The following is a 19,092-nucleotide window of genomic DNA, read 5'->3' as shown; positions in this document are numbered from 1 at the left end:
AGGCCCGCATGGAAAGAAAAACCCAAGAGGAGAGCTTGCTGCCCACACTGCAGCTTCTCTCCTATGCCATCATTGCCTCTCTTGCGCTGTTCATGTCACTCAAGGCCGGCTCGCTGCCGGCCTCTCGCTGGGAGCCAATGAGTGCCGGCGCTTTTCCTCGCATCATTTTCCTGTCGATTGCCGGGCTCTGCACCATCGCCTTCGTCACGGAGCTCTTCAAGCACGGCCTGCCCAGGACCTCCTGGTCAGTCTGCCTGGAACGCGTGGCCAACCTGAAGACGGTGATCATCAATCTGGTGCTGTTCATCGCCTATATGGCCACGCTGCCTTGGCTCGGGTTCATGATCAGCACCTTCCTGTACCTTTCGACTGCCCAGATTCTGATGGCCCCGAAACGGCTGACTGCCATTGCTATCGCATTGCTAGTCGCCGTCGTCTTTTCCGCCGGCCCCTACTACCTCTTTTCCGAGGTATTCAGCATCTACCTCCCCAGAGCAAGATGGTAATCAGGTGAAATCATGACAGACGCTTTCCTGTTGGCGCTGGGTGGCATCATGACACCCTACACCCTGGCGCTGATGGCAATCGCCACCCTTGCCGGCATCGTGTCCGCCGCCATCCCCGGCTTCACGATCACCATGGCCATCGTGCTCACCCTGCCCCTGACCTTCGCGATGCCGCCGCTGCAAGGGGTCGCGGTCATGCTCTCGGTATACGTCGGCGGGCTGAGCGGCGGGCTGTTCAGCGCCGCGCTGCTCGGTATCCCGGGAACGCCTTCGGCCGTAGCGACCACCTTCGATGCCTTTCCCATGGCGCGCAAAGGGCATCCCGGCAGGGCGCTTTCCATCGGCCTGCTCGCCTCTTTCGTGGGGTCCTTGATCTCCATCGTCGTGCTGATCATGGCGGCTCCACCGTTGGCGCTGATGGCCGTCAAGCTGGGGCCTTGGGAGTACTTCGCCTTGATCGTGTTCGCCTTGACCATCATCGCGAGCCTGGTCGGCGACTCGCTGCTCAGGGGGCTGATTGCCGGGCTGATCGGCATTGGACTGGCCACCGTCGGCCCGACCCGATCATGGGGCGAGAGCGCTTCACTTTTGGTTATGAATTAGTGGCGGCCGGCATTCCTTTCCTGGTCGTTCTGATTGGCATGTACGCCATGAGCCAGCTGCTCTCGGAGCTGGAGCCCGCTCGAGGGGGCAAGCCGCAGCCCGGGTCGTTGATCAGTGGCGACATGCGCCCCACCTGCTCGAGACCGTAAAACAGGTGATTCTCAAACCCGTCAATGTGGTGCGCTCTTCGTTGATCGGCGTCTTCATCGGCGCAGTGCCCGGGGCAGGCAGCTCGATTTCCAACCTGCTCGCCTACGATCAGGCCAAGCGTGCCTCGAAGCACCCGGAGTCGTTCGGCAACGGTGAACCTGAAGGTGTCGTGGCGTCGGAGTCCGGTAACTCCTCCACGGTGGGCGGCAGCCTGATTCCACTCATTGCCCTGGGGATTCCCGGCTCCCCTGCCGATGCGGTGCTGATGGCCGCCATCATGGTGCATGGCATCAGCGTCGGGCCGCGGCTCATCCTCGACAACCCGGACCTGGTCTATGGCATGTTCATCTCTATGGCCGTGGCCTCGGTGTTCATGCTGTTTATCGGCCTGATCCTGATGCGCGCCTTCCTGCGCCTGCTCAACGTGCCCAAGTACATCGTGGTGCCGGTGGTTCTGGCCTGCTGCGCCATCGGGACCTATACCCTGAACAATCGCATTTCCGATCTCTACCTGCTCGCCTGTGTCGGTGTGGCTGGCTATGTCCTGAGAAAGCTCGACTACCCGCTGGCGCCGCTGGTGCTTGGGGTTGTGCTGGGCCCGATCGCCGAAACCAACCTCAGGCGGGCCTTTCAAACCAGCGATGAGTGGACACTGTTCTTTACCCGACCGATATCCGCCCTCCTATTGACCTTGGCGGTGGTCTCGATTCTGTACAGCGTCATTAGCTACATGAGACGGCGCAAGGCCTTTTCCCAACGAACCAACGCCTCGCTCGAATAGGACACGCCATGAACTTCGATCCCCACTACTACCCAGCCGCCTCGCGGCGCATGATGAGCGTCGGCCAGCGCGGCATGGTCGCCACCTCCCAGCCGCTTGCCGCTCAGGTCGGCGTCGATATGCTCAAGCGCGGCGGCAACGCCGTGGATGCGGCCATCGCCACCGCGGCGGCGCTGACCGTGGTCGAGCCAACCTCTAACGGTATCGGGGGCGACGCCTTCGCCATCGTCTGGGTCAACGGCGAGCTTCACGGCCTCAATGCCAGCGGCCCCGCCCCGCGTGGTATCTCGGCGGAGGCCGTCAAGGCCCTTGGCCACGACGAGATGCCGGCCCACGGCCTGATCCCGGTCACCGTTCCCGGCGCCCCGAGCGCCTGGGCCGCACTCTCGGAGCGCTTCGGCAAGCTGCCGTTCGCCGACCTGCTGGCCCCGGCCATCGAGTTCGCCACCCAGGGCTATGCCGTAACGCCCGTCGCCAGCCAGCTGTGGCAGGCCGCCGTGAAGCGCTACGGTCAGTACAGCGGGGCAGAGTTCGCCCCCTGGTTCGAGCACTTCGCCCCCGGCGGCCGGGCGCCGGCGGCCGGCGAGGTCTGGCGCTCACCGGAGATGGCCGCCACCCTCCAGGCAATCGCCGAGACCCGGGGGCGCGCCTTCTACGAGGGGGAGCTGGCGGATCGCCTCGACGCCTTTTCTCGCCGGCACGGGGCTTCCTGCGCCGCGAGGATCTCGCCGCCTACGCCCCCGAGTGGGTCACTCCCATCAGCACCCGCTATCGTGGCCACGATATCTGGGAGATACCCCCCAACGGCAGCGGCCTGATCGCACTGCAGGCGCTGGGCATGCTGGAAGCCCTCGGCGATGAACCCTGCGATCCCGTGGAGAGCCTGCACCGGCGTATCGAGGCCACCAAGCTGGCCTATGTGGACGGCCTGCACTACGTCGCCGAACCAGAGGCGATGCATGCCAGCGTGGAACAGCTGCTCGCCGCCGACTATCTGGCACAGCGCGCAGACCAGATCGGCACCCAGGCCCTGGACCCGGTACCCGGCGATCCCCTCAAGGGGGGCACCGTCTACCTGGCCGCCGCCGATGGCGAGGGCAACATGGTCTCCTTCATCCAGAGCAACTTCGAGGGCTTCGGCTCGGGAATAGTCGTCCCCGGCACCGGCATCAGCCTGCAGAACCGCGGCTGGTCCTTCTCCCTCGAACTGGAGCATGCCAACGTCCTGGCACCGGGCAAGCGCAGCTACCACACCATCATCCCGGGCTTCATCACCCGGGACGGCCAGGCCGTGGGGCCCTTCGGCGTGATGGGCGGCTACATGCAGCCCCAGGGGCACGTCCAGGTGGTCACCGCCATGCTCGAGGATAGGCTCAACCCCCAGGCGGTGCTGGACCTGCCGCGCTGGAAGTGGACCGAGGGCCGCACCGTGGAGGTCGAGCCCGAGTTTCCCGACCATCTGGCCCAGGCGCTGGCCCGCCGCGGCCACCACATCGTCAAGTGCCGCGACGGCCTGACCTTCGGCCGGGGCGAATTATCCTGCGCGACCCCGAGAGCGGGGGGCTTTACGCCGGCACCGAACCGCGCACCGACGGCGCCGCCCTGCCCTGGTAGGTCCCGGCCATTGCCGTAAACGCCAGCGGCGCCCCAAGGGGCGCCGCTGGCGTGATCATGGCAAGGACGCCGGATCAGGTCAGGTACTTGATCATCACCCCGGCGGCCACCGCCGAGCCGATCACCCCGGCCACGTTGGGGCCCATGGCGTGCATCAGCAGGAAGTTGTGGGGGTTGGACTCCAGCCCCACCTTGTTGGCCACCCGGGCGGCCATGGGCACTGCCGAGACTCCGGCGGCCCCGATCAGCGGGTTGATGGGCATCTTGCTCATCACGTTCATCAGCTTGGCCATGATCACCCCCGCCGCCGTGCCAATGGCGAAGGCCACCATGCCCAGCCCCATGATCCCCAGGGTCTCCAGCGCCAGGAAGCTCTCGGCCATCAGCCGCGAGCCCACGGCAAGCCCCAGCACGATGGTGACGATGTTGATCAGGGCATTCTGGGCGGTGTCGGTGAGTCGCTCCACCACGCCACACTCGCGCATCAGGTTGCCGAAGCAGAACATGCCCAGCAGCGGCGCAGCATCCGGCAGGAACACCGCCACCAGCATCAGCAGCAGCAGCGGGAAGACGATCTTCTCCAGCTTCGACACCGGCCGCAGCTGGGTCATGGTGATTTCCCGCTCGCGCTTCGAGGTCAGCAGCTTCATGATCGGCGGCTGGATCATCGGCACCAGGGCCATGTAGGCGTAGGCGGCCACGGCGATGGCGCCGAGCAGCTCCGGGGCCAGCACGCTGGAGACATAGATCGAGGTGGGGCCGTCGGCGCCGCCGATGATACCGATGGCGGCAGCCTGCTCCAGCGAGAAGTCCATCCAGCCCATGGCCGACATGCCCACCGCGCCGAATACCGTGGCGAAAATGCCGAACTGCGCCGCGGCGCCCAGAAAGAGGGTACGCGGGTTGGCCAGCAGCGGGCCGAAGTCGGTCATCGCCCCCACGCCCATGAAGATCAGCAGCGGCGCGATCCCCGAGGCCACGGCCACCTCGTAGAAGGTGAAGAGCAGGCCGTCGCCGTAGCCGACGTTGACCGCCACGTCCTTGGCGGCACGCAGCTGGTCCGGCGAGGCACCGTTGTCGAGCAGCGCCTTGAGGGTGGCCCGCCAGGCCTGCTCACCGGCCAGCGGATCCAGGGTGGCGCCCAGCGCCGAGGCGATCTGGTGCAGCACCGCGGGGCGCGCCACCTCGACGGCCTGATCCAGCGCCGAGATGGCCAGGCCCGCCTCGGGAATGTTGGCGAGAATGCCGCCGAAGCCGATCGGCACCAGCAGCAGCGGCTCGAACTTCTTGGCGATGGCCAGGTAGAGGAGGATCAGCCCCACCGCGATCATCACCGCCTGGCCGAGGGTCAGGTTGTAGAGGCCCGAGCCCTCCCACAGGGTCAGTAGCTGTTCCATGACGGAGGGCCCTTTAAAGCTTGATCAGCACATCGCCGACGGAGACGCTGTCGCCTTCGCTGACCTTGACCGCGGAGACGGTGCCGGCGCTGGACGCACGCACCTCGGTTTCCATCTTCATGGCCTCGAGGATGATCACCACGTCGCCCTCCTTGACCGCATCGCCCGGACGCACGTTGACCTTGAAGATGTTGCCGGCCAGGGGTGCGTCGATGGTGGCACCGCTTGGCGCCGGTGCCGACTCGGCCGCCGGGGTAGCAGGTGCCGCGCCGCCTTGGGCCTGGACGTCGGCGATCTCGCCGCCTTCAGCGACCTCCACCACATAGGCCTTGCCGTTGACCTTGACGGTGTAGGTCTCGGGGCCGGCGGCGGCGCCCTGAGTGGCCGGGGGCTTGGCCTGGGCCCCGCCCTTCTGTGACGCGACCGGCAGCTTGGCGCCGGCCTCCTCCTGGCCCGGCGCCTGGGGGGCCGGCTCGAAGGCATCGGGATTGTCGCGGTTCTTGAGGAACTTCAGACCGATCTGCGGGAAGAGCGCATAGGTCAGCACGTCGTCGATCTCGCGCTCGCCCTCGGCCAGGCGGATGCCGTCGGACTTGGCCTTCTCCTTGAGCTCGGCGGCGAGCCTGTCCATCTCGGCCTCGAGCAGGTCGGCGGGACGGCAGGTGATCGGCTCGCCGCCCTCCAGCACGCGGTTCTGCAGCTCCTTGTTGAAGGGGGCCGGGGCGGCGCCGTATTCGCCCTTGAGCAGCGCCTGGACCTCCTTGGAGATCGACTTGTAGCGCTCCCCCATCATCACGTTCATCACCGCCTGGGTGCCGACGATCTGCGAGGTGGGCGTGACCAGCGGGATGAAGCCCAGATCCTCGCGCACCTTGGGAATCTCCTGGAGCACGTCGTCGAGCTTGTCGCCGGCGCCCTGCTCCTTGAGCTGGTTCTCCATGTTGGTGAGCATGCCGCCGGGCACCTGGGCCACCAGGATGCGCGAGTCGATGCCCTTCAGCGAGCCCTCGAAGGCGGCGTACTTCTTGCGCACTTCGCGGAAGTAGGCGGCGATCTCCTCGAGCAGCTCCAGGTCGAGGTTGGTGTCCCGCTCGGTGCCCTTGAGGATCGCCACCACCGACTCGGTGGGGCTGTGACCGTAGGTCATGGACATCGAGGAGATGGCGGTGTCGACGTTGTCGATGCCCGCCTCGGCGGCCTTGAGGGCGGTAGCGGTGGACATGCCGGTGGTGGCGTGACACTGCATGTGGATGGGGATGTCCACGGCCTGCTTGAGCCGCGAGACCAGTTCAAAGGCGGTATAGGGCGTAAGCAGGCCGGCCATGTCCTTGATCGCCAAGGAGTCAGCGCCCATGGCGGCGATGGTGCGGCCGAGCTCCACCCAGCCGTCCAGGGTGTGCACCGGGCTCACCGTGTAGGAAAGTGTACCCTGGGCATGGCCCTCGACGTTGCGCACCGCCTGGATGGCGCGCTCCAGGTTGCGCGGGTCGTTCATGGCATCGAAAACGCGGAAGACATCGACGCCGTTGGTCTTGGCGCGCTCGACGAACTTGTCCACCACGTCATCGGCGTAGTGGCGGTAGCCGAGCAGGTTCTGACCCCGCAGCAGCATCTGCTGGGGGTGTTGGGCATGGCCGCCTTCAACGCCCGTATCCGCTCCCACGGGTCTTCGCCGAGGTAGCGGATACAGGCGTCGAAGGTGGCGCCGCCCCAGGATTCCAGCGACCAGAAGCCGACGCGGTCGAGCTTCTCGGCGATCGGCAGCATGTCGTCCAGGCGCAGGCGGGTGGCGAACAGCGACTGGTGGGCGTCGCGCAGCACCACATCGGTGATGCCCAGCGGGCGGTTGGTATCACTCATGACGATGACCCCGTTGAGATGGCGTATTGTGTAGTAGTATTAGGCGTTCGGGCGTCGGCCGATCGCTCAGCGGCGATGACGACGGCGATAGCGATGCACGGCGGCGCTGAGCACGGCCATCAGCTCGGCATCCGCGGCGTCATCGCGGGCCGGCTCGACGCGGCGGCCGGCGGCAGGCGTGGCGGTGGCGGTGGCGGCAGGCGCCGGCGAGAGGCGGCGCACCAGCAGCGACATCAGGGTCGTGCCGGCTACCAGAACGGTAAGAAAAACAAAAACAAACCCCATGCCGACCCCCATCAGGGTCAAGCCATCGTGCAAAAGCTGCATATCCTGCATGCGGTTTCTCCCGTATAGCCAGCCGACCTGGTCGCGATTTCGCGCGATTAGGACGGGTAGCTCGAAAATTCGACCATCTAAACTGCCACACTGACGAAAGATTGCAAGCGCCCTATGGTGGAAGCTCCCGTTGTTGGTTTACTACAAAACGGCCGAATTGGCCTGGCGCCCATGGAGGGCGTCATCGATGCGGTCACCCGCGATCTGCTGACGCGCACGCCCGGCTTCGACTGGACGGTCACGGAATTCGTCCGCGTGGTCGACGCCAGACTGCCCCCGCGCGTCTACTACAAGCACTGTCCCGAACTACTCGGACGACCGGTCGCGACCCCCTCCGGGGTGCCGGTGCAGCTCCAACTGCTGGGCAGCGACCCGGCGAGCCTGGCAGCCAACGCCCGCCAGGCGATGTCGCTCGGCGCCATCGGTATCGACCTGAATTTCGGCTGCCCGGCCAAGCTGGTCAACCGCCACGACGGCGGCGCTTCGCTGTTGCGCACCCCGCACCGGGTCGAAGCCGCCGTTGCCGCGGTACATACCGCCGTGGGCGGTGAGATTCCGGTGACCGCCAAGGTTCGCCTGGGCTTCGCCGACCGCCGCCAGGCGGTCGCCTGCGCTCGTGCCGCCGAAGCGGGCGGCGCCGCCCAGCTGGTCATACACGGCCGCACCCGCAATGAAGGCTACCGCCCTCCCGCTCACTGGGAGTGGATCGGCCGGGTGCGTCAACACCTGCGCATCCCCGTGGTCGCCAACGGCGACATCTGGACCCTGGAAGATTACTGGAAAGCGAGAACCCTTTCCGGCTGCCGGGACGTGATGCTCGGCCGCGGCGCCCTGGCCGATCCCTGGCTGGCGCCGCGCATCCGCCACTGGCTGACCACCGGGGAGCGCTTACCCGCCACCAGCTGGCAGCACCGGGCCGCGACGCTCACCGCCTATGCTGCATTGCAGCGAGAAAAACTGCAAGATAGAGTCGTGGTCTCGCTGATCAAGCAGTGGCTTAATCAGATGCGCAGCCGCGACGCCGAGGCGCAGCGACGCTTCGAGCGACTCAAGCGGATCACCGACCTCGACCGCCTGCTCGCCGGCCTTCACGACGAGCGCCGGGCCACCGAGCACGAAGCCGCGGCGGCAGACCGAGCGCATCGCCAGCCGGCCTGATCGCCCCTCCCTACGCCATCCACGTGCTTCGAACAAAAAAGATTCATAGCAGACTGGCGTGAACTGGCTTTGTGGGAGGGACGGTTCGACGCCTCGACTTCAGCTCCGGTTCGACGCTTCGACGAAGTAGCGCGCAGCGCTACCCAAGGGGCGCCTGCGGCGCCTTCGCCCGGCAGAGCCGGCCTCCCACCTTGAAGCTTGCCAAACATGTTCATGCTAAAGTGCGATGAACCAAAAAAGGGGTGCGCGTCGCCAGGCGACGGCACCCCAAACGATCGCGCGGCCGACAGCCCCAAGGACCGACGGCAGGGCTAGCACTGCGGCTGCGGCGACGAGGCCACAAAGAGAAAACCCGCCCTCCGGAGGAGGACGGGTCGAAATCTGGCGCGCCCGGGAGGATTCGAACCTCCGACCACCTGATTCGTAGTCAGGTACTCTATCCAGCTGAGCTACGGGCGCTGACGGCATGGCCGTAAACGACTTGCTTCATGAAGCCGGTCAGGCATCACTGCCTGTCGAAGATGGCGCGCCCGGGAGGATTCGAACCTCCGACCACCTGATTCGTAGTCAGGTACTCTATCCAGCTGAGCTACGGGCGCTTGCACTTCGCGTCGTGAATGCGCCTTTACGGCCACCGCACGACCTGCTTCACGGGCGTCGATATGGCGGAGAGGGAGGGATTCGAACCCTCGATGGGGCTATAAACCCCATACTCCCTTAGCAGGGGAGCGCCTTCAGCCACTCGGCCACCTCTCCCTCATCGACACGGCGCATATCCTATCGTCTGCGCGATCTTTTGTCCAGCGTATTCAGGAATTTGTTTCCCGCGCGCGATCCGCGACGCCAGCCCCGGCGCTCAGGGCGTGGAGGAACCGCCCCCCTCTTCGTCGGACTTCTCGCGCTGAATGCGCTGGTAGATTTCCTCGCGATGTACGGCGACATCCTTGGGCGCATTGACGCCGATACGCACCTGATTGCCCTTGACGCCAAGGACGGTCACGGTGATGTCATCACCGATCATCAGGGTTTCTCCGACACGGCGGGTCAGGATGAGCATGACTGATCTCCTTCTCAGACGACTGGCAACGGGATGGCGCCGAGCTCAACGACGCTTGCTTATTATGTGTCACGACACCACTGTGCACCAACGGCGCCGCCATGACACCCCATGGCGGCTTTGAAGGGAAGCCTTCTCGCCTCTGGTAGCCGACCAAGAAGGCTCTCCCCACAAGCGTAGAAGCTACAGGCCGTAGCGCTCGCCCTTATTCGCTCTCGATATCGCTCTTGTCCAGACCGAAGGCCTTGTGCAGGGCGCGTACGGCGAGTTCCATATGCTTCTCGTCGACCACCACCGAGATCTTGATCTCCGAGGTGGACACCATGCGAATGTTGACGTTCTCGTCGGCCAGCACGCGGAACATCTTGGAGGCCACGCCGGCATGGGAGCGCATGCCCACGCCCACCAGCGACACCTTGGCAATGTTGTCGTCACCCTTCACTTCGCCCTCGCCCAGGTCGGGCAGCACCTGCTCCTGGAGAATCTTGAGGGTCTTCTTGTAGTCGCCCTTGGCCACGGTGAAGGTGAAGTCGGTGTAGTCGCCGGCCGGCGCCACGTTCTGCACGATCATGTCGACTTCGATGTTGGCGTCGGCGATGGGCCCGAGGATACGCGAGGCCACGCCCGGCACGTCCGGGGTGTTGAGCAGGGTCAGCTTGGCCTCGTTGGCGGTGAAGGCGATACCGGAGATCAGCGGTTCTTCCATGGAGTCCTCGTCTTTGTCGGAGTCTGCAACGATAAGGGTGCCGGGGCCGCCCTGGAAACTGGACAGCACGCGCAGCGGAACATTGTATTTGCCGGCGAATTCGACGGCGCGGATCTGCAGGACCTTGGAGCCGAGGCTGGCCAGCTCGAGCATCTCTTCGACGGTGATGCTGTCGAGGCGCTGGGCCTTGGAGCAGACGCGGGGGTCGGTGGTGTAGACACCGTCGACATCGGTATAGATCTGGCATTCGTCGGCGCCCAGCGCGGCCGCCAGGGCCACCCCGGTAGTGTCGGAGCCGCCGCGACCGAGGGTGGTGATATTGCCCTCTTCGTCCACGCCCTGGAAGCCGGCCACCACGACCACCTGACCGTCATCCAGGTCGGCCTGCAGGTCATCGGTCTCGATGCGCTGGATACGCGCCTTGGTGTGGGCGCTGTCGGTCTGAATGCCCACCTGGGAGCCGGTGTAGGAGGTGGCGGCCACGCCCAGCTTGTGCAGCGCCATGGCCAGCAGCGAGATGGTCACCTGCTCGCCGGTGGAGACCAGCATGTCCAGCTCCCGCGGCGTCGGCTCGTCGTTGATCTCGTTGGCCATGCCGATCAGGCGGTTGGTCTCGCCGCTCATGGCGGAGACCACCACGACGACCTGGTGGCCCTGTTCGCGAAAGCCCTTGACCTTCTCGGCCACGGCCTTGATGCGCTCCACGGAGCCCACCGAGGTGCCGCCGAACTTCTGTACGTATAGTGCCATATGCGGTGTTTCCCTCGTGTGTCGAGAGCCTGAGGCGCTCGGATGAGTGAAAGGTGGATCCATGCTGACAGGGCCGGGACCCTGCGGTCACCGGCCCTGCCGATCGTGAGTTACTGGAGGCGCGCCTCCACCCAGGCGGGGACGCTCTCCAGCGCCCCCGGCAAGGCCGCGACGTCGCTGCCGCCGGCCTGGGCCATGTCGGGACGGCCGCCCCCTTTGCCGCCCACCTGGGAGGCCACGTGATTGACCAGCTCACCGGCCTTGACGCGGCCGGTGAGGTCCTGGGTGACGCCGGCGATCAGGCTGACCTTGCCGGCCTCGGCGTCGGCCACGCCGAGCACCACGATCCCGGAGCCGAGCTTGTTCTTGAGCTGGTCGAGCACACCGCGCAGCTCCTTGCCGGAGACGCCCTCCAGGCGGGTCGCCAGCACCTTGACCCCGGCGATCTCGCGGGCCTCGGCAAGCATGTCGCTGCCGGCGGCGCTGGCCAGCTTGGCCTTGAGACGCTCGAGCTCCTTCTCCAGGCTGCGGTTGCGCTCGACCAGCGAGTCGACGCGCTCCTCGACCTGCTCGGGCTTGGCCTTGAGGCGCTCGCCGATGCGGCTGAGCCGCGCTTCCTGCTCGCGGAAGTAGGTCAGTGCGCCCTCGCCGGTGATCGCCTCGATCCGGCGCACGCCCGAGGCGATGCCCTGCTCGCTGACGATATGGAAGCAGCCGATGTCGCCGCTGCGGGCCACGTGGGTGCCCCCACACAGCTCGATGGAGAAGTCGTCGGCGCCGATGGTCAGCACCCGCACGCTGTCGGCGTACTTGGCCTCAAACAGCGCCGCCGCTCCCTTGGCTTTGGCCTGGTCGAGAGTCATGGTCTCGATCAGGGTGGGCGCGTTGGCAAGGATCTGCTCGTTGACCAGGCGCTCCACCTCGGCGAGCTGTTCGGGGGTCATCGCCTCGAAGTGGCTGAAGTCGAAGCGCAGCCGCTCGGGGGTCACCAGCGAGCCTTTCTGCTGCACGTGCTCGCCCAGCACCAGGCGCAGCGCCTTGTGCATCAGGTGGGTGGCGGAGTGGTTGCGCACGGTGGCGCCGCGCAGCTCGCCGTTGACCTCCGGGCGCACCGCGGCCCCCACGGCCAGCTCCCCCTCCAGCAGCACGCCGTGATGCAGATGATGGTCTCCCTGTTTCTGAGTGTCGGTGACCAGGAAGCGGCTGCCGTCGTCCAGGTGCAGGTAGCCGGTATCGCCCACCTGACCGCCGGACTCGGCGTAGAAAGGCGTGCGGTCGAGCACCACCAGGCCGCGCTGCTCGGTGGCGAGGCGAGCCAGGGCATTGCCCTCACGATCGATCAGGGCGGTTACCGTGGCGCGATCATCGAGCCGGTCGTAGCCGGTGAAGGTGGTCTCGCCCTCGAGCTCCAGGGCGGCGCCGTAGTCGGCGCCGAACTGGCTGGCGGCCCGGGCGCGCTCGCGCTGGGCCTCCAGCGCCCGCTCGAAGCCGATCTCGTCCAGGACCACGTCGCGCTCGCGACAGACATCGGCGGTGAGGTCGTAGGGGAAGCCGTAGGTGTCGTAGAGCTTGAAGACGGTCTCGCCGGGCAGCACCTCGCCGTCGAGGCCCGCCAGGGCCTCCTCGAGCAGGCCCATGCCGTGCTCCAGGGTGCGGGCGAACTGCTCCTCCTCCTTGAGCAGCACGCGTTCGATCTGGTGGCGCGCCTGGCGCAGCTCCGGATAGGCATCGCCCATCTCGGCGTCCAGCGCCCCCACCAGCCGGTGGAAGAAGTTGCCCTGGGCGCCCAGCTTGTGGCCGTGGCGGATGGCCCGGCGAATGATCCGGCGCAGCACGTAGCCGCGCCCCTCATTGGAGGGCAGCACGCCGTCGGTGATCAGAAAAGCGCAGGAGCGGATATGGTCGGCGATCACCCGCAGCGAGGGGTGGCGGGTATCGGCATGGCCGGTGCGCTGCGCCGCTGCCGCCAGCAGGTTCTGGAAGAGGTCGATCTCGTAGTTGGAGTGCACCCCCTGCATGACAGCGGCCACCCGTTCGAGCCCCATGCCGGTGTCGATGGAGGGCTTGGGCAGCGGGTTGAGGGTGCCCGCAGCGTCGCGGTCGAACTGCATGAACACCAGGTTCCAGATCTCGATGTAGCGGTCGCCGTCCTCCTCGGGGCTGCCGGGCGGCCCTCCCCACACCTCGGGGCCGTGATCGAAGAAGATCTCGGAGCTGGGGCCGCAGGGGCCGGTATCGCCCATCTGCCAGAAGTTGTCCTCGTCGAGCTTGGAGAAGCGCGACGGGTCGACGCCGATCTCCTCCTTCCAGATCTTCTCGGCCTCGTCGTCGCTGATATGCACCGTGACCCACAGCTTCTCCTTGGGCAGCCCCAGGGTCTCGGTGAGGAAGGTCCAGGCGAAGCGGATGGCGTCACGCTTGAAGTAGTCGCCGAAGCTGAAGTTGCCCAGCATCTCGAAGAAGGTGTGGTGGCGGGCGGTGTAGCCGACGTTGTCCAGGTCGTTGTGCTTGCCGCCGGCACGCACGCAGCGCTGGGAGGAGACCGCCCGCACGTAGGGACGCGACTCGCGGCCCAGGAAGACATCCTTGAACGGCACCATGCCGGCATTGGTGAACAGCAGCGTCGGGTCGTTGCCCGGCACCAGGGAGCTGGAGGGCACAACGGTATGCCCGTGCTGCTCGAAGTAAGTCAGAAAGGCCTGTCTGATGTCTGCGCTTTTCATGGGATATCCGTGACGATGAGCGTGGTGTCCCGGCGGGCGGGCGAGGCTCCGCGTACCCGGCAGAGCGGGCCGGAAACGGCACGCCGGCGCGCATCAGGGGCGCGACCCGGGGCGTTGGCAAAGGGGAGCATTATAGCGCAGTTGTCAAGGGACTGAAGGGGCAGCACCAGCAAGACGCGGGGCTGATCCAGCGACAGGTCTGCGAGGAGGCGCTGTGAACCCCTCCCTGGGCGCTACCGACGCCATCCCTGGCGTAGGACCTCCTCTTCGACCTGTCCCTGGCGCCCCTCACCAGCTAGTCCAGGTCTGATGTTTAGCCCCACGCGTGCTCGAGCGCATGGCGCAGCTGGTCGAAATCGAAGCCGCGCCCGGCCAGGAAGCGTTCGCGCCGTGCGCGCTCGCGGGGGTATCGCCGGGGCCGGGGAAGCGCCGCGCCAGGGTATCGGCGGCCAGGGCGAACCAGTCCACCTCGCCGCGCTGCTCAAGCTCGGCGAAGGCCGCCGCCACCGTATCGCGATCGACCCCGCGCCGGGCCAGCTCGCCGCGGATCTTCAGCGGCCCCTGGCCACGCGCCACCCGCGAACGCAGGAAGGACTCGGCGAAGCGGGCATCCGACTGCAGGCCCTGCTCGGCCAGAGCGTCGAGGCAGGCGGCGACCTCGGCCGCCTCATGCCCCTTGGCATTCAGCCGCTCGACCAGCTCGGCGCGGGAATACTCGCGCCGGGCCAGCAGGCGCAGGGCAGCGTCGCGGGGCGTCTGGGCCTTCTCCTTCTCCTTCGCCTGGGCGGTATCGGACATGCGCGGCATGAAGAATTAGAGCAGGTCGTTCTCGCCGCTCTCCTCGCTGGCCACGGGCTCGGCACTCTTCGGCTCCTTGGGTTCCGCCGAGGTCAGCAGCTGGGCGCGGATCTGACTCTCGATCTCCTCCATCACCGCCGGGTTGTCCTCGAGGAACTGGGCGGCGTTGGCCTTGCCCTGGCCGATCTTGTTGCCCTGATAGCTGTACCAGGCGCCGGCCTTGTCGACCAGCTTGCACTGCACGCCCAGGTCGACCACCTCGCCGGCATGATAGATGCCCTTGCCATAGAGAATCTGGAACTCGGCCTGGCGAAACGGCGGCGAGACCTTGTTCTTGACCACCTTTACCCGGGTCTCGTTGCCGACCACCTCGTCGCCCTGCTTGACCGAGCCGGTACGGCGGATGTCCAGGCGCACGCTGGAGTAGAACTTCAGGGCGTTGCCACCGGTGGTGGTCTCGGGTGAGCCGAACATCACCCCGATCTTCATGCGGATCTGGTTGATGAACACCACCATGCAGTTGGCGTTCTTGATATTGCCGGTGATCTTGCGCAGCGCCTGGGACATCAGGCGCGCCTGCAGGCCCACGTGGGAGTCGCCCATCTCCCCCTCGATCTCCGCGCGCGGGGTGAGCGCGGCCACCGAGTCGATGATGATCACGTCGACCCCGCCGGAGCGCACCAGCATGTCGCAGATCTCCAGCGCCTGCTCGCCGGTGTCGGGCTGGGAAACCAGCAGGTCATCGAGATTGACGCCAAGCTTCTCGGCGTAGCTCGGGTCCAGGGCGTGCTCGGCGTCGATGAAGGCGCAGGTCTTGCCCTGCTTCTGGGCCTGGGCGATCACCGACAGGGTCAGGGTGGTCTTGCCCGAGGACTCCGGGCCGAAGATCTCCACCACCCGCCCATAGGGCAGGCCGCCGATGCCCAGCGCGATGTCCAGGCCCAGCGAGCCGGTGGAGACCGCCGGCATCGCCACCCGCGGGGCATCGCCCAGGCGCATCACGGTGCCCTTGCCGAACTGGCGTTCGATCTGGCTGAGTGCGGCATTCAGCGCCTTGGAACGGTTGTCGTCCTGTGCCATGAGGGCTCTCCTCGCAGAAGAATCTGACGCGGGCGGCGACAGGCCGCCCGACAAACACTGTATGATTGGCCAGTATTATGGCGCAAAAAAGCCGGCTCGCCTACTCCCGGCGCTCCAGCCGTTGCAGCAGGCCCACCAGGGCCTCGCGCACCGCCTGCTCGCGCACCGCGCGGCGGTCGCCGGGGAAGTGCCGGCACTCGGCCTGCTGGTGCTCGGCATCGCCCCAAGCGAGCCATACGGTACCCACCGGCTTGTTCGGCGAGCCGCCGCCGGGGCCGGCCACGCCGCTGATGGCCACGCCGAGTCCCGCCCCGCTGTCACGACAGGCGCCGGCGACCATGGCCTCCACCACCTCGCGGCTCACCGCACCCTCGGCCTCGAGCAGCGCCTCGGGCACACCGAGCAGACGCGTCTTGGCGGCGTTGGAGTAGGTCACGTAGCCGACCTCGAAGTAGTCGGAGCTGCCGGCCACGGCGGTGATGGCGCTGGCCACCCCGCCGCCGGTGCAGGATTCGGCGGCCGTCACGCTCACGCTGCGAGCGCGGCAGGCCCGCCCCAGGCGCTCGGCGAGGGTAGTCAGATCGAGGTTGGCCAGGCGGGCGGCGCTGGGCGGCATGGTGTCTCTCCCTGGGGCGGCCGCCGCCGTCCTTCGCCGACGACGACCACGCATGTGCGATGACTTTTCCGTACAATACCGCCTTTGCCAGCGACATGCATGGCGCAAAGCCAGCCCGATTCGACACCAGTGAGACAGGTACCCCATGTCCCAGGCCAGCACCCCGCACACCCCGATGATGGCCCAGTTCCTGAAGATCAAGCGCGAACACCCGGACGTGCTGCTCTTCTACCGCATGGGCGACTTCTATGAGCTGTTCTTCGATGACGCCAAGCGCGCCGCGGCGCTGCTCGATATTACCCTGACCCAGCGCGGTCAGTCGGCGGGCAAGCCGATCCCCATGGCCGGGGTGCCCTACCATAGCGCCGAGGGGTATCTGGCGCGCCTGGTGGCCGCCGGCGAGTCGGTGGCGATCTGCGAGCAGATCGGCGATCCGGCCACCAGCAAGGGGCCGGTGGAGCGCCGCGTGGTGCGCATCGTCACCCCCGGTACCCTCTACGACGAGGCGCTGCTCGACGCCCGCCGCGACAACCTGCTGGTGGCCGTGCACACCGCCGGCGAGCGCTTCGGCCTGGCCTGGCTGGAGCTCTCCAGCGGGCGCTTCGGCGTGCTGGAGGTGGAGGGGGAAGGCGAGCTGCTGGCCGAGCTGACACGCCTCGACCCCGCCGAGCTGCTGGTGGCCGAGAGTCTCTCGCTGCCCCCAGCCCTGGATGGCCGGCGCGGCCTGCGCCGCCAGAGCGACTGGCTGTTCGATGCCGAGAGCGCCCAGCGCATCCTCTGCGACCAGTTTGGCGTCGCCGACCTGCGCGGCTTCGGCTGCGCCCACCTCGAAGCCGCGATCACCGCCGCCGGCGTACTGATCGAGTACGCTCGGGACACCCAGCGCTCGCGTCTGCCCCATGTTACCGCCATCGGCGTGGAGAGCCGCGACGATGCCGTGGTGATAGATGCCGCCAGCCGCCGCAACCTGGAGATCGACACCAACCTGAGCGGCAGCGGCGACAACACCCTGGCCAGCGTGCTCGACACCACCACCACGGCCATGGGCTCGCGGCTGCTCAAGCGCTGGCTCAACCGCCCGCTGCGGGACCGCGAACAGGTAACACGACGCCAGGGCGCGGTGGCACTGCTGCTCGACCAGGAGGGCTTCGTCCCCTGCGCGAGTCGCTCAAGGCGATCGGCGATGTCGAGCGCATCCTGGCCCGGGTGGCGCTCTACAGCGCACGGCCCCGGGATCTCGCCCGATTGCGCGACGCGCTGAACGCCCTCCCCACCCTGCAGGCCGAGCTGACCGGCTTCAGCGAGGGCACCGCCCTGGACGAGCTGGCCCGCCATATCCGCCCCTTTCCCGAGCTGGCCGACACCCTGACCCGCGCCCTAGTGGAGAACCCGCCGGTGGTGATCCGCGACGGCGGGGTGATCGCCGAGGGCTTCGACGCCGAGCTCGACGAGCACCGCGGCCTGGCCGAGCACGCCGGCGACTATCTGGTACAGTTGGAGACCCGGGAGCGGGAGCGCACCGGCCTGCCCGGCCTCAAGGTGGGCTACAATCGGGTCCACGGCTACTATATCGAGATTCCCCGGGCCCAGGCGCGCGACGCCCCGGCAGACTACGTGCGCCGCCAGACCCTGAAGAACGCCGAGCGCTTCATCATTCCCGAGCTCAAGGCATTCGAGGACAAGGCGCTGTCCGCCAAGTCCCGGGCGCTCGCCCGGGAGAAGCTGCTCTACGACAGCCTGCTCGACACCTTGAATGCCGAGCTCGATGCCCTCCAGGCCACCGGGCGTGCGCTGGCCGCGCTGGACGTGCTGTGCGCCTTCGCCGAGCGCGCCCAGGCCCTTCAGCTCACCCCCCGAGACTCGCCGAGCACCCCGGCATCGAGATCCGCGGCGGGCGTCACCCCGTCGTGGAGCAGGTCAGCGACACGCCCTTCGTCCCCAACGACCTGATGATGGGCGATGAGCGCCGCATGCTGGTGATCACCGGCCCCAACATGGGCGGCAAGTCCACCTACATGCGCCAGGCGGCACTGATCGTGCTGCTCGCCCACACCGGCAGCTTCGTGCCCGCCGACAGCGCCGAGATCGGCCCGGTGGACCGCATCTTCACCCGTATCGGCTCCTCGGATGACCTGGCCGGCGGGCGCTCCACCTTCATGGTGGAGATGACCGAGACCGCCAGCATCCTGCACAACGCCACCGACCAGAGCCTAGTGCTGATGGACGAGATCGGCCGCGGCACCAGCACCTTCGACGGCCTGTCGCTGGCCTGGGCCAGCGCCGAACACCTGACCCGCTCCCGCGCCTTCACGCTGTTCGCTACCCACTACTTCGAGATGACCGCCCTGGCCGATCAGGTCGAGGCGGTGGCCAACGTGCACCTCACCGCGGCCGAGCACAAGGAGGGTATCGTCTTCATGCACCGGGTGGAGGACGGCCCGGCGAGCCAGAGCTACGGGCTGCAGGTGGCGCAGCTGGCCGGCGTGCCCCAGGGCGTCATCGCCCGGGCCCGCGATAAATTGACCCAGCTCGAACAGCAGGAGATCGACCAGGGCAGCCGCCCGGCGGGGAGCCTGAATAGCGCACCCTCGGCGCCACTGCAGAGCGACCTCTTCGCCAGCGCTCCCCATCCGCTGGTGGAGGAGCTCGGCGGCCTCGCCCTGGACGAGCTGACGCCGCGCCAGGCGCTGGAGCTGCTCTACCGCTGGCGGGAATCTCTATAACAACGGCGAAGCGAGGCGCGCCGGGGCAGGCCGAAGAGGAAGTCCTATGCCAGGGATGGCATCGGTAGCGCCCAGGAATGGGTTCACAGCGCCTCCTCGAAGGCCTGCCGACGGATCAGCGCCGAAGCCGAGCAGTCCGAGCACCGCTTGCGACGCTATGGGGGCACGACTGAGAATGGTCAGATTCCCGGCCGTCCCAGCATAAAAACACCGGCTCTTATAACTTTTTTATCA

At 67.0% G+C, this 19,092-nt stretch carries 10 protein-coding genes, 3 tRNA genes and 5 pseudogenes; 6 read left to right on the top strand and 12 right to left on the bottom strand.

All coding sequences use genetic code 11. The features are described 5' to 3' along the window. Positions 1–8: 8 nt before the first annotated feature. The 4 genes and pseudogenes from ACSJDS_RS04845 to ACSJDS_RS04830 all read left to right on the top strand — a co-directional run bounded on the left by ACSJDS_RS04845 (position 9) and on the right by ACSJDS_RS04830 (position 3,654). Entirely contained in the window at positions 9–506 is a 498-nt protein-coding gene (locus ACSJDS_RS04845) for a tripartite tricarboxylate transporter TctB family protein (RefSeq protein WP_473032299.1), read from the top strand. A gap of 12 nt (positions 507–518) precedes the next feature. Then, a pseudogene (locus tag ACSJDS_RS04840) lies at positions 519–1,258 on the top strand (tripartite tricarboxylate transporter permease). Between the two features lie 41 nt (positions 1,259–1,299). Beyond that, positions 1,300–2,040 carry a tripartite tricarboxylate transporter permease gene (locus ACSJDS_RS04835; protein WP_473032298.1) on the top strand — a complete coding sequence of 247 codons (741 nt, stop codon included), beginning with the start codon at positions 1,300–1,302 and terminating at the stop codon, positions 2,038–2,040. Between the two features lie 8 nt (positions 2,041–2,048). Further along, positions 2,049–3,654: pseudogene (locus ACSJDS_RS04830) on the top strand (gamma-glutamyltransferase family protein). A gap of 74 nt (positions 3,655–3,728) precedes the next feature. Here the strand turns inward: ACSJDS_RS04830 and ACSJDS_RS04825 are convergent. The 3 genes and pseudogenes from ACSJDS_RS04825 to ACSJDS_RS04815 all read right to left on the bottom strand — a co-directional run bounded on the left by ACSJDS_RS04825 (position 3,729) and on the right by ACSJDS_RS04815 (position 7,247). Continuing rightward, positions 3,729–5,051 (bottom strand): sodium ion-translocating decarboxylase subunit beta, encoded by a 1,323-nt coding sequence (locus ACSJDS_RS04825; protein ID WP_473032297.1) that lies wholly within the window; start codon positions 5,049–5,051, stop codon positions 3,729–3,731. Between the two features lie 13 nt (positions 5,052–5,064). Next, positions 5,065–6,911: pseudogene (gene oadA, locus ACSJDS_RS04820) on the bottom strand (sodium-extruding oxaloacetate decarboxylase subunit alpha). A gap of 66 nt (positions 6,912–6,977) precedes the next feature. Continuing rightward, positions 6,978–7,247 carry an OadG family protein gene (locus ACSJDS_RS04815; protein ID WP_473032296.1) on the bottom strand — a complete coding sequence of 90 codons (270 nt, stop codon included), beginning with the start codon at positions 7,245–7,247 and terminating at the stop codon, positions 6,978–6,980. A 171-nt stretch (positions 7,248–7,418) separates the two neighbouring features. On the opposite strand from ACSJDS_RS04815, the gene ACSJDS_RS04810 reads away from it, so the two are divergent. Next, positions 7,419–8,405: a tRNA dihydrouridine synthase gene (locus ACSJDS_RS04810; RefSeq protein WP_473032295.1), complete on the top strand. Its 987-nt coding sequence runs from the start codon at positions 7,419–7,421 to the stop codon at positions 8,403–8,405. A 382-nt stretch (positions 8,406–8,787) separates the two neighbouring features. Here the strand turns inward: ACSJDS_RS04810 and ACSJDS_RS04805 are convergent. From ACSJDS_RS04805 to ACSJDS_RS04765, 9 genes and pseudogenes are all read right to left on the bottom strand, one after another. Continuing rightward, positions 8,788–8,864: transfer RNA gene (locus ACSJDS_RS04805), tRNA-Arg, on the bottom strand. 63 nt (positions 8,865–8,927) lie between these two features. Next, positions 8,928–9,004 (bottom strand) — tRNA-Arg (locus tag ACSJDS_RS04800). 64 nt (positions 9,005–9,068) lie between these two features. Then, positions 9,069–9,161, bottom strand: a tRNA-Ser gene (locus ACSJDS_RS04795). 100 nt (positions 9,162–9,261) lie between these two features. After that, positions 9,262–9,462, bottom strand: a complete 201-nt coding sequence (csrA, locus tag ACSJDS_RS04790; RefSeq protein WP_238977541.1) for a carbon storage regulator CsrA — start codon at positions 9,460–9,462, stop codon at positions 9,262–9,264. Between the two features lie 205 nt (positions 9,463–9,667). Continuing rightward, a complete protein-coding gene (locus tag ACSJDS_RS04785; protein ID WP_473032294.1) occupies positions 9,668–10,918 on the bottom strand; it encodes an aspartate kinase in 1,251 nt (416 codons plus the stop codon). Positions 10,919–11,028: 110 nt separating this feature from the next. Then, positions 11,029–13,641, bottom strand: a complete 2,613-nt coding sequence (gene alaS, locus ACSJDS_RS04780) for an alanine--tRNA ligase (protein WP_473032293.1) — start codon at positions 13,639–13,641, stop codon at positions 11,029–11,031. Between the two features lie 313 nt (positions 13,642–13,954). Continuing rightward, positions 13,955–14,439 (bottom strand): annotated as a pseudogene (locus ACSJDS_RS04775) (regulatory protein RecX). Positions 14,440–14,454: 15 nt separating this feature from the next. After that, entirely contained in the window at positions 14,455–15,519 is a 1,065-nt protein-coding gene (gene recA, locus ACSJDS_RS04770; RefSeq protein WP_473032292.1) for a recombinase RecA, read from the bottom strand. 100 nt (positions 15,520–15,619) lie between these two features. Beyond that, positions 15,620–16,135, bottom strand: a complete 516-nt coding sequence (locus ACSJDS_RS04765; protein WP_473032291.1) for a CinA family protein — start codon at positions 16,133–16,135, stop codon at positions 15,620–15,622. A gap of 145 nt (positions 16,136–16,280) precedes the next feature. Here ACSJDS_RS04765 and mutS point away from each other — a divergent pair. Beyond that, positions 16,281–18,858, top strand: a pseudogene (gene mutS / locus ACSJDS_RS04760) (DNA mismatch repair protein MutS). The last annotated feature ends 234 nt before the right edge of the window (positions 18,859–19,092 follow it).

The sequence above is a fragment of the Halomonas sp. SL18_1 genome, assembly GCF_055755715.1.
The sequence above is the reverse complement of the archived record's forward strand: the minus strand, read 5'-3'. Positions and strand labels throughout refer to the sequence as shown.

Coding starts and splice junctions, on each gene's coding strand:
- ACSJDS_RS04845 (WP_473032299.1), top strand. CDS start 9: ATGGAAAGAAAAACCCAAGAGGAGAGCTTGCTGCCCACACTGCAGCTT.
- ACSJDS_RS04825 (WP_473032297.1), bottom strand. CDS start 5,051: ATGGAACAGCTACTGACCCTGTGGGAGGGCTCGGGCCTCTACAACCTG.
- ACSJDS_RS04815 (WP_473032296.1), bottom strand. CDS start 7,247: ATGCAGGATATGCAGCTTTTGCACGATGGCTTGACCCTGATGGGGGTC.
- ACSJDS_RS04810 (WP_473032295.1), top strand. CDS start 7,419: ATGGAGGGCGTCATCGATGCGGTCACCCGCGATCTGCTGACGCGCACG.
- csrA (WP_238977541.1), bottom strand. CDS start 9,462: ATGCTCATCCTGACCCGCCGTGTCGGAGAAACCCTGATGATCGGTGAT.
- ACSJDS_RS04785 (WP_473032294.1), bottom strand. CDS start 10,918: ATGGCACTATACGTACAGAAGTTCGGCGGCACCTCGGTGGGCTCCGTG.
- alaS (WP_473032293.1), bottom strand. CDS start 13,641: ATGAAAAGCGCAGACATCAGACAGGCCTTTCTGACTTACTTCGAGCAG.
- recA (WP_473032292.1), bottom strand. CDS start 15,519: ATGGCACAGGACGACAACCGTTCCAAGGCGCTGAATGCCGCACTCAGC.
- ACSJDS_RS04765 (WP_473032291.1), bottom strand. CDS start 16,135: ATGCCGCCCAGCGCCGCCCGCCTGGCCAACCTCGATCTGACTACCCTC.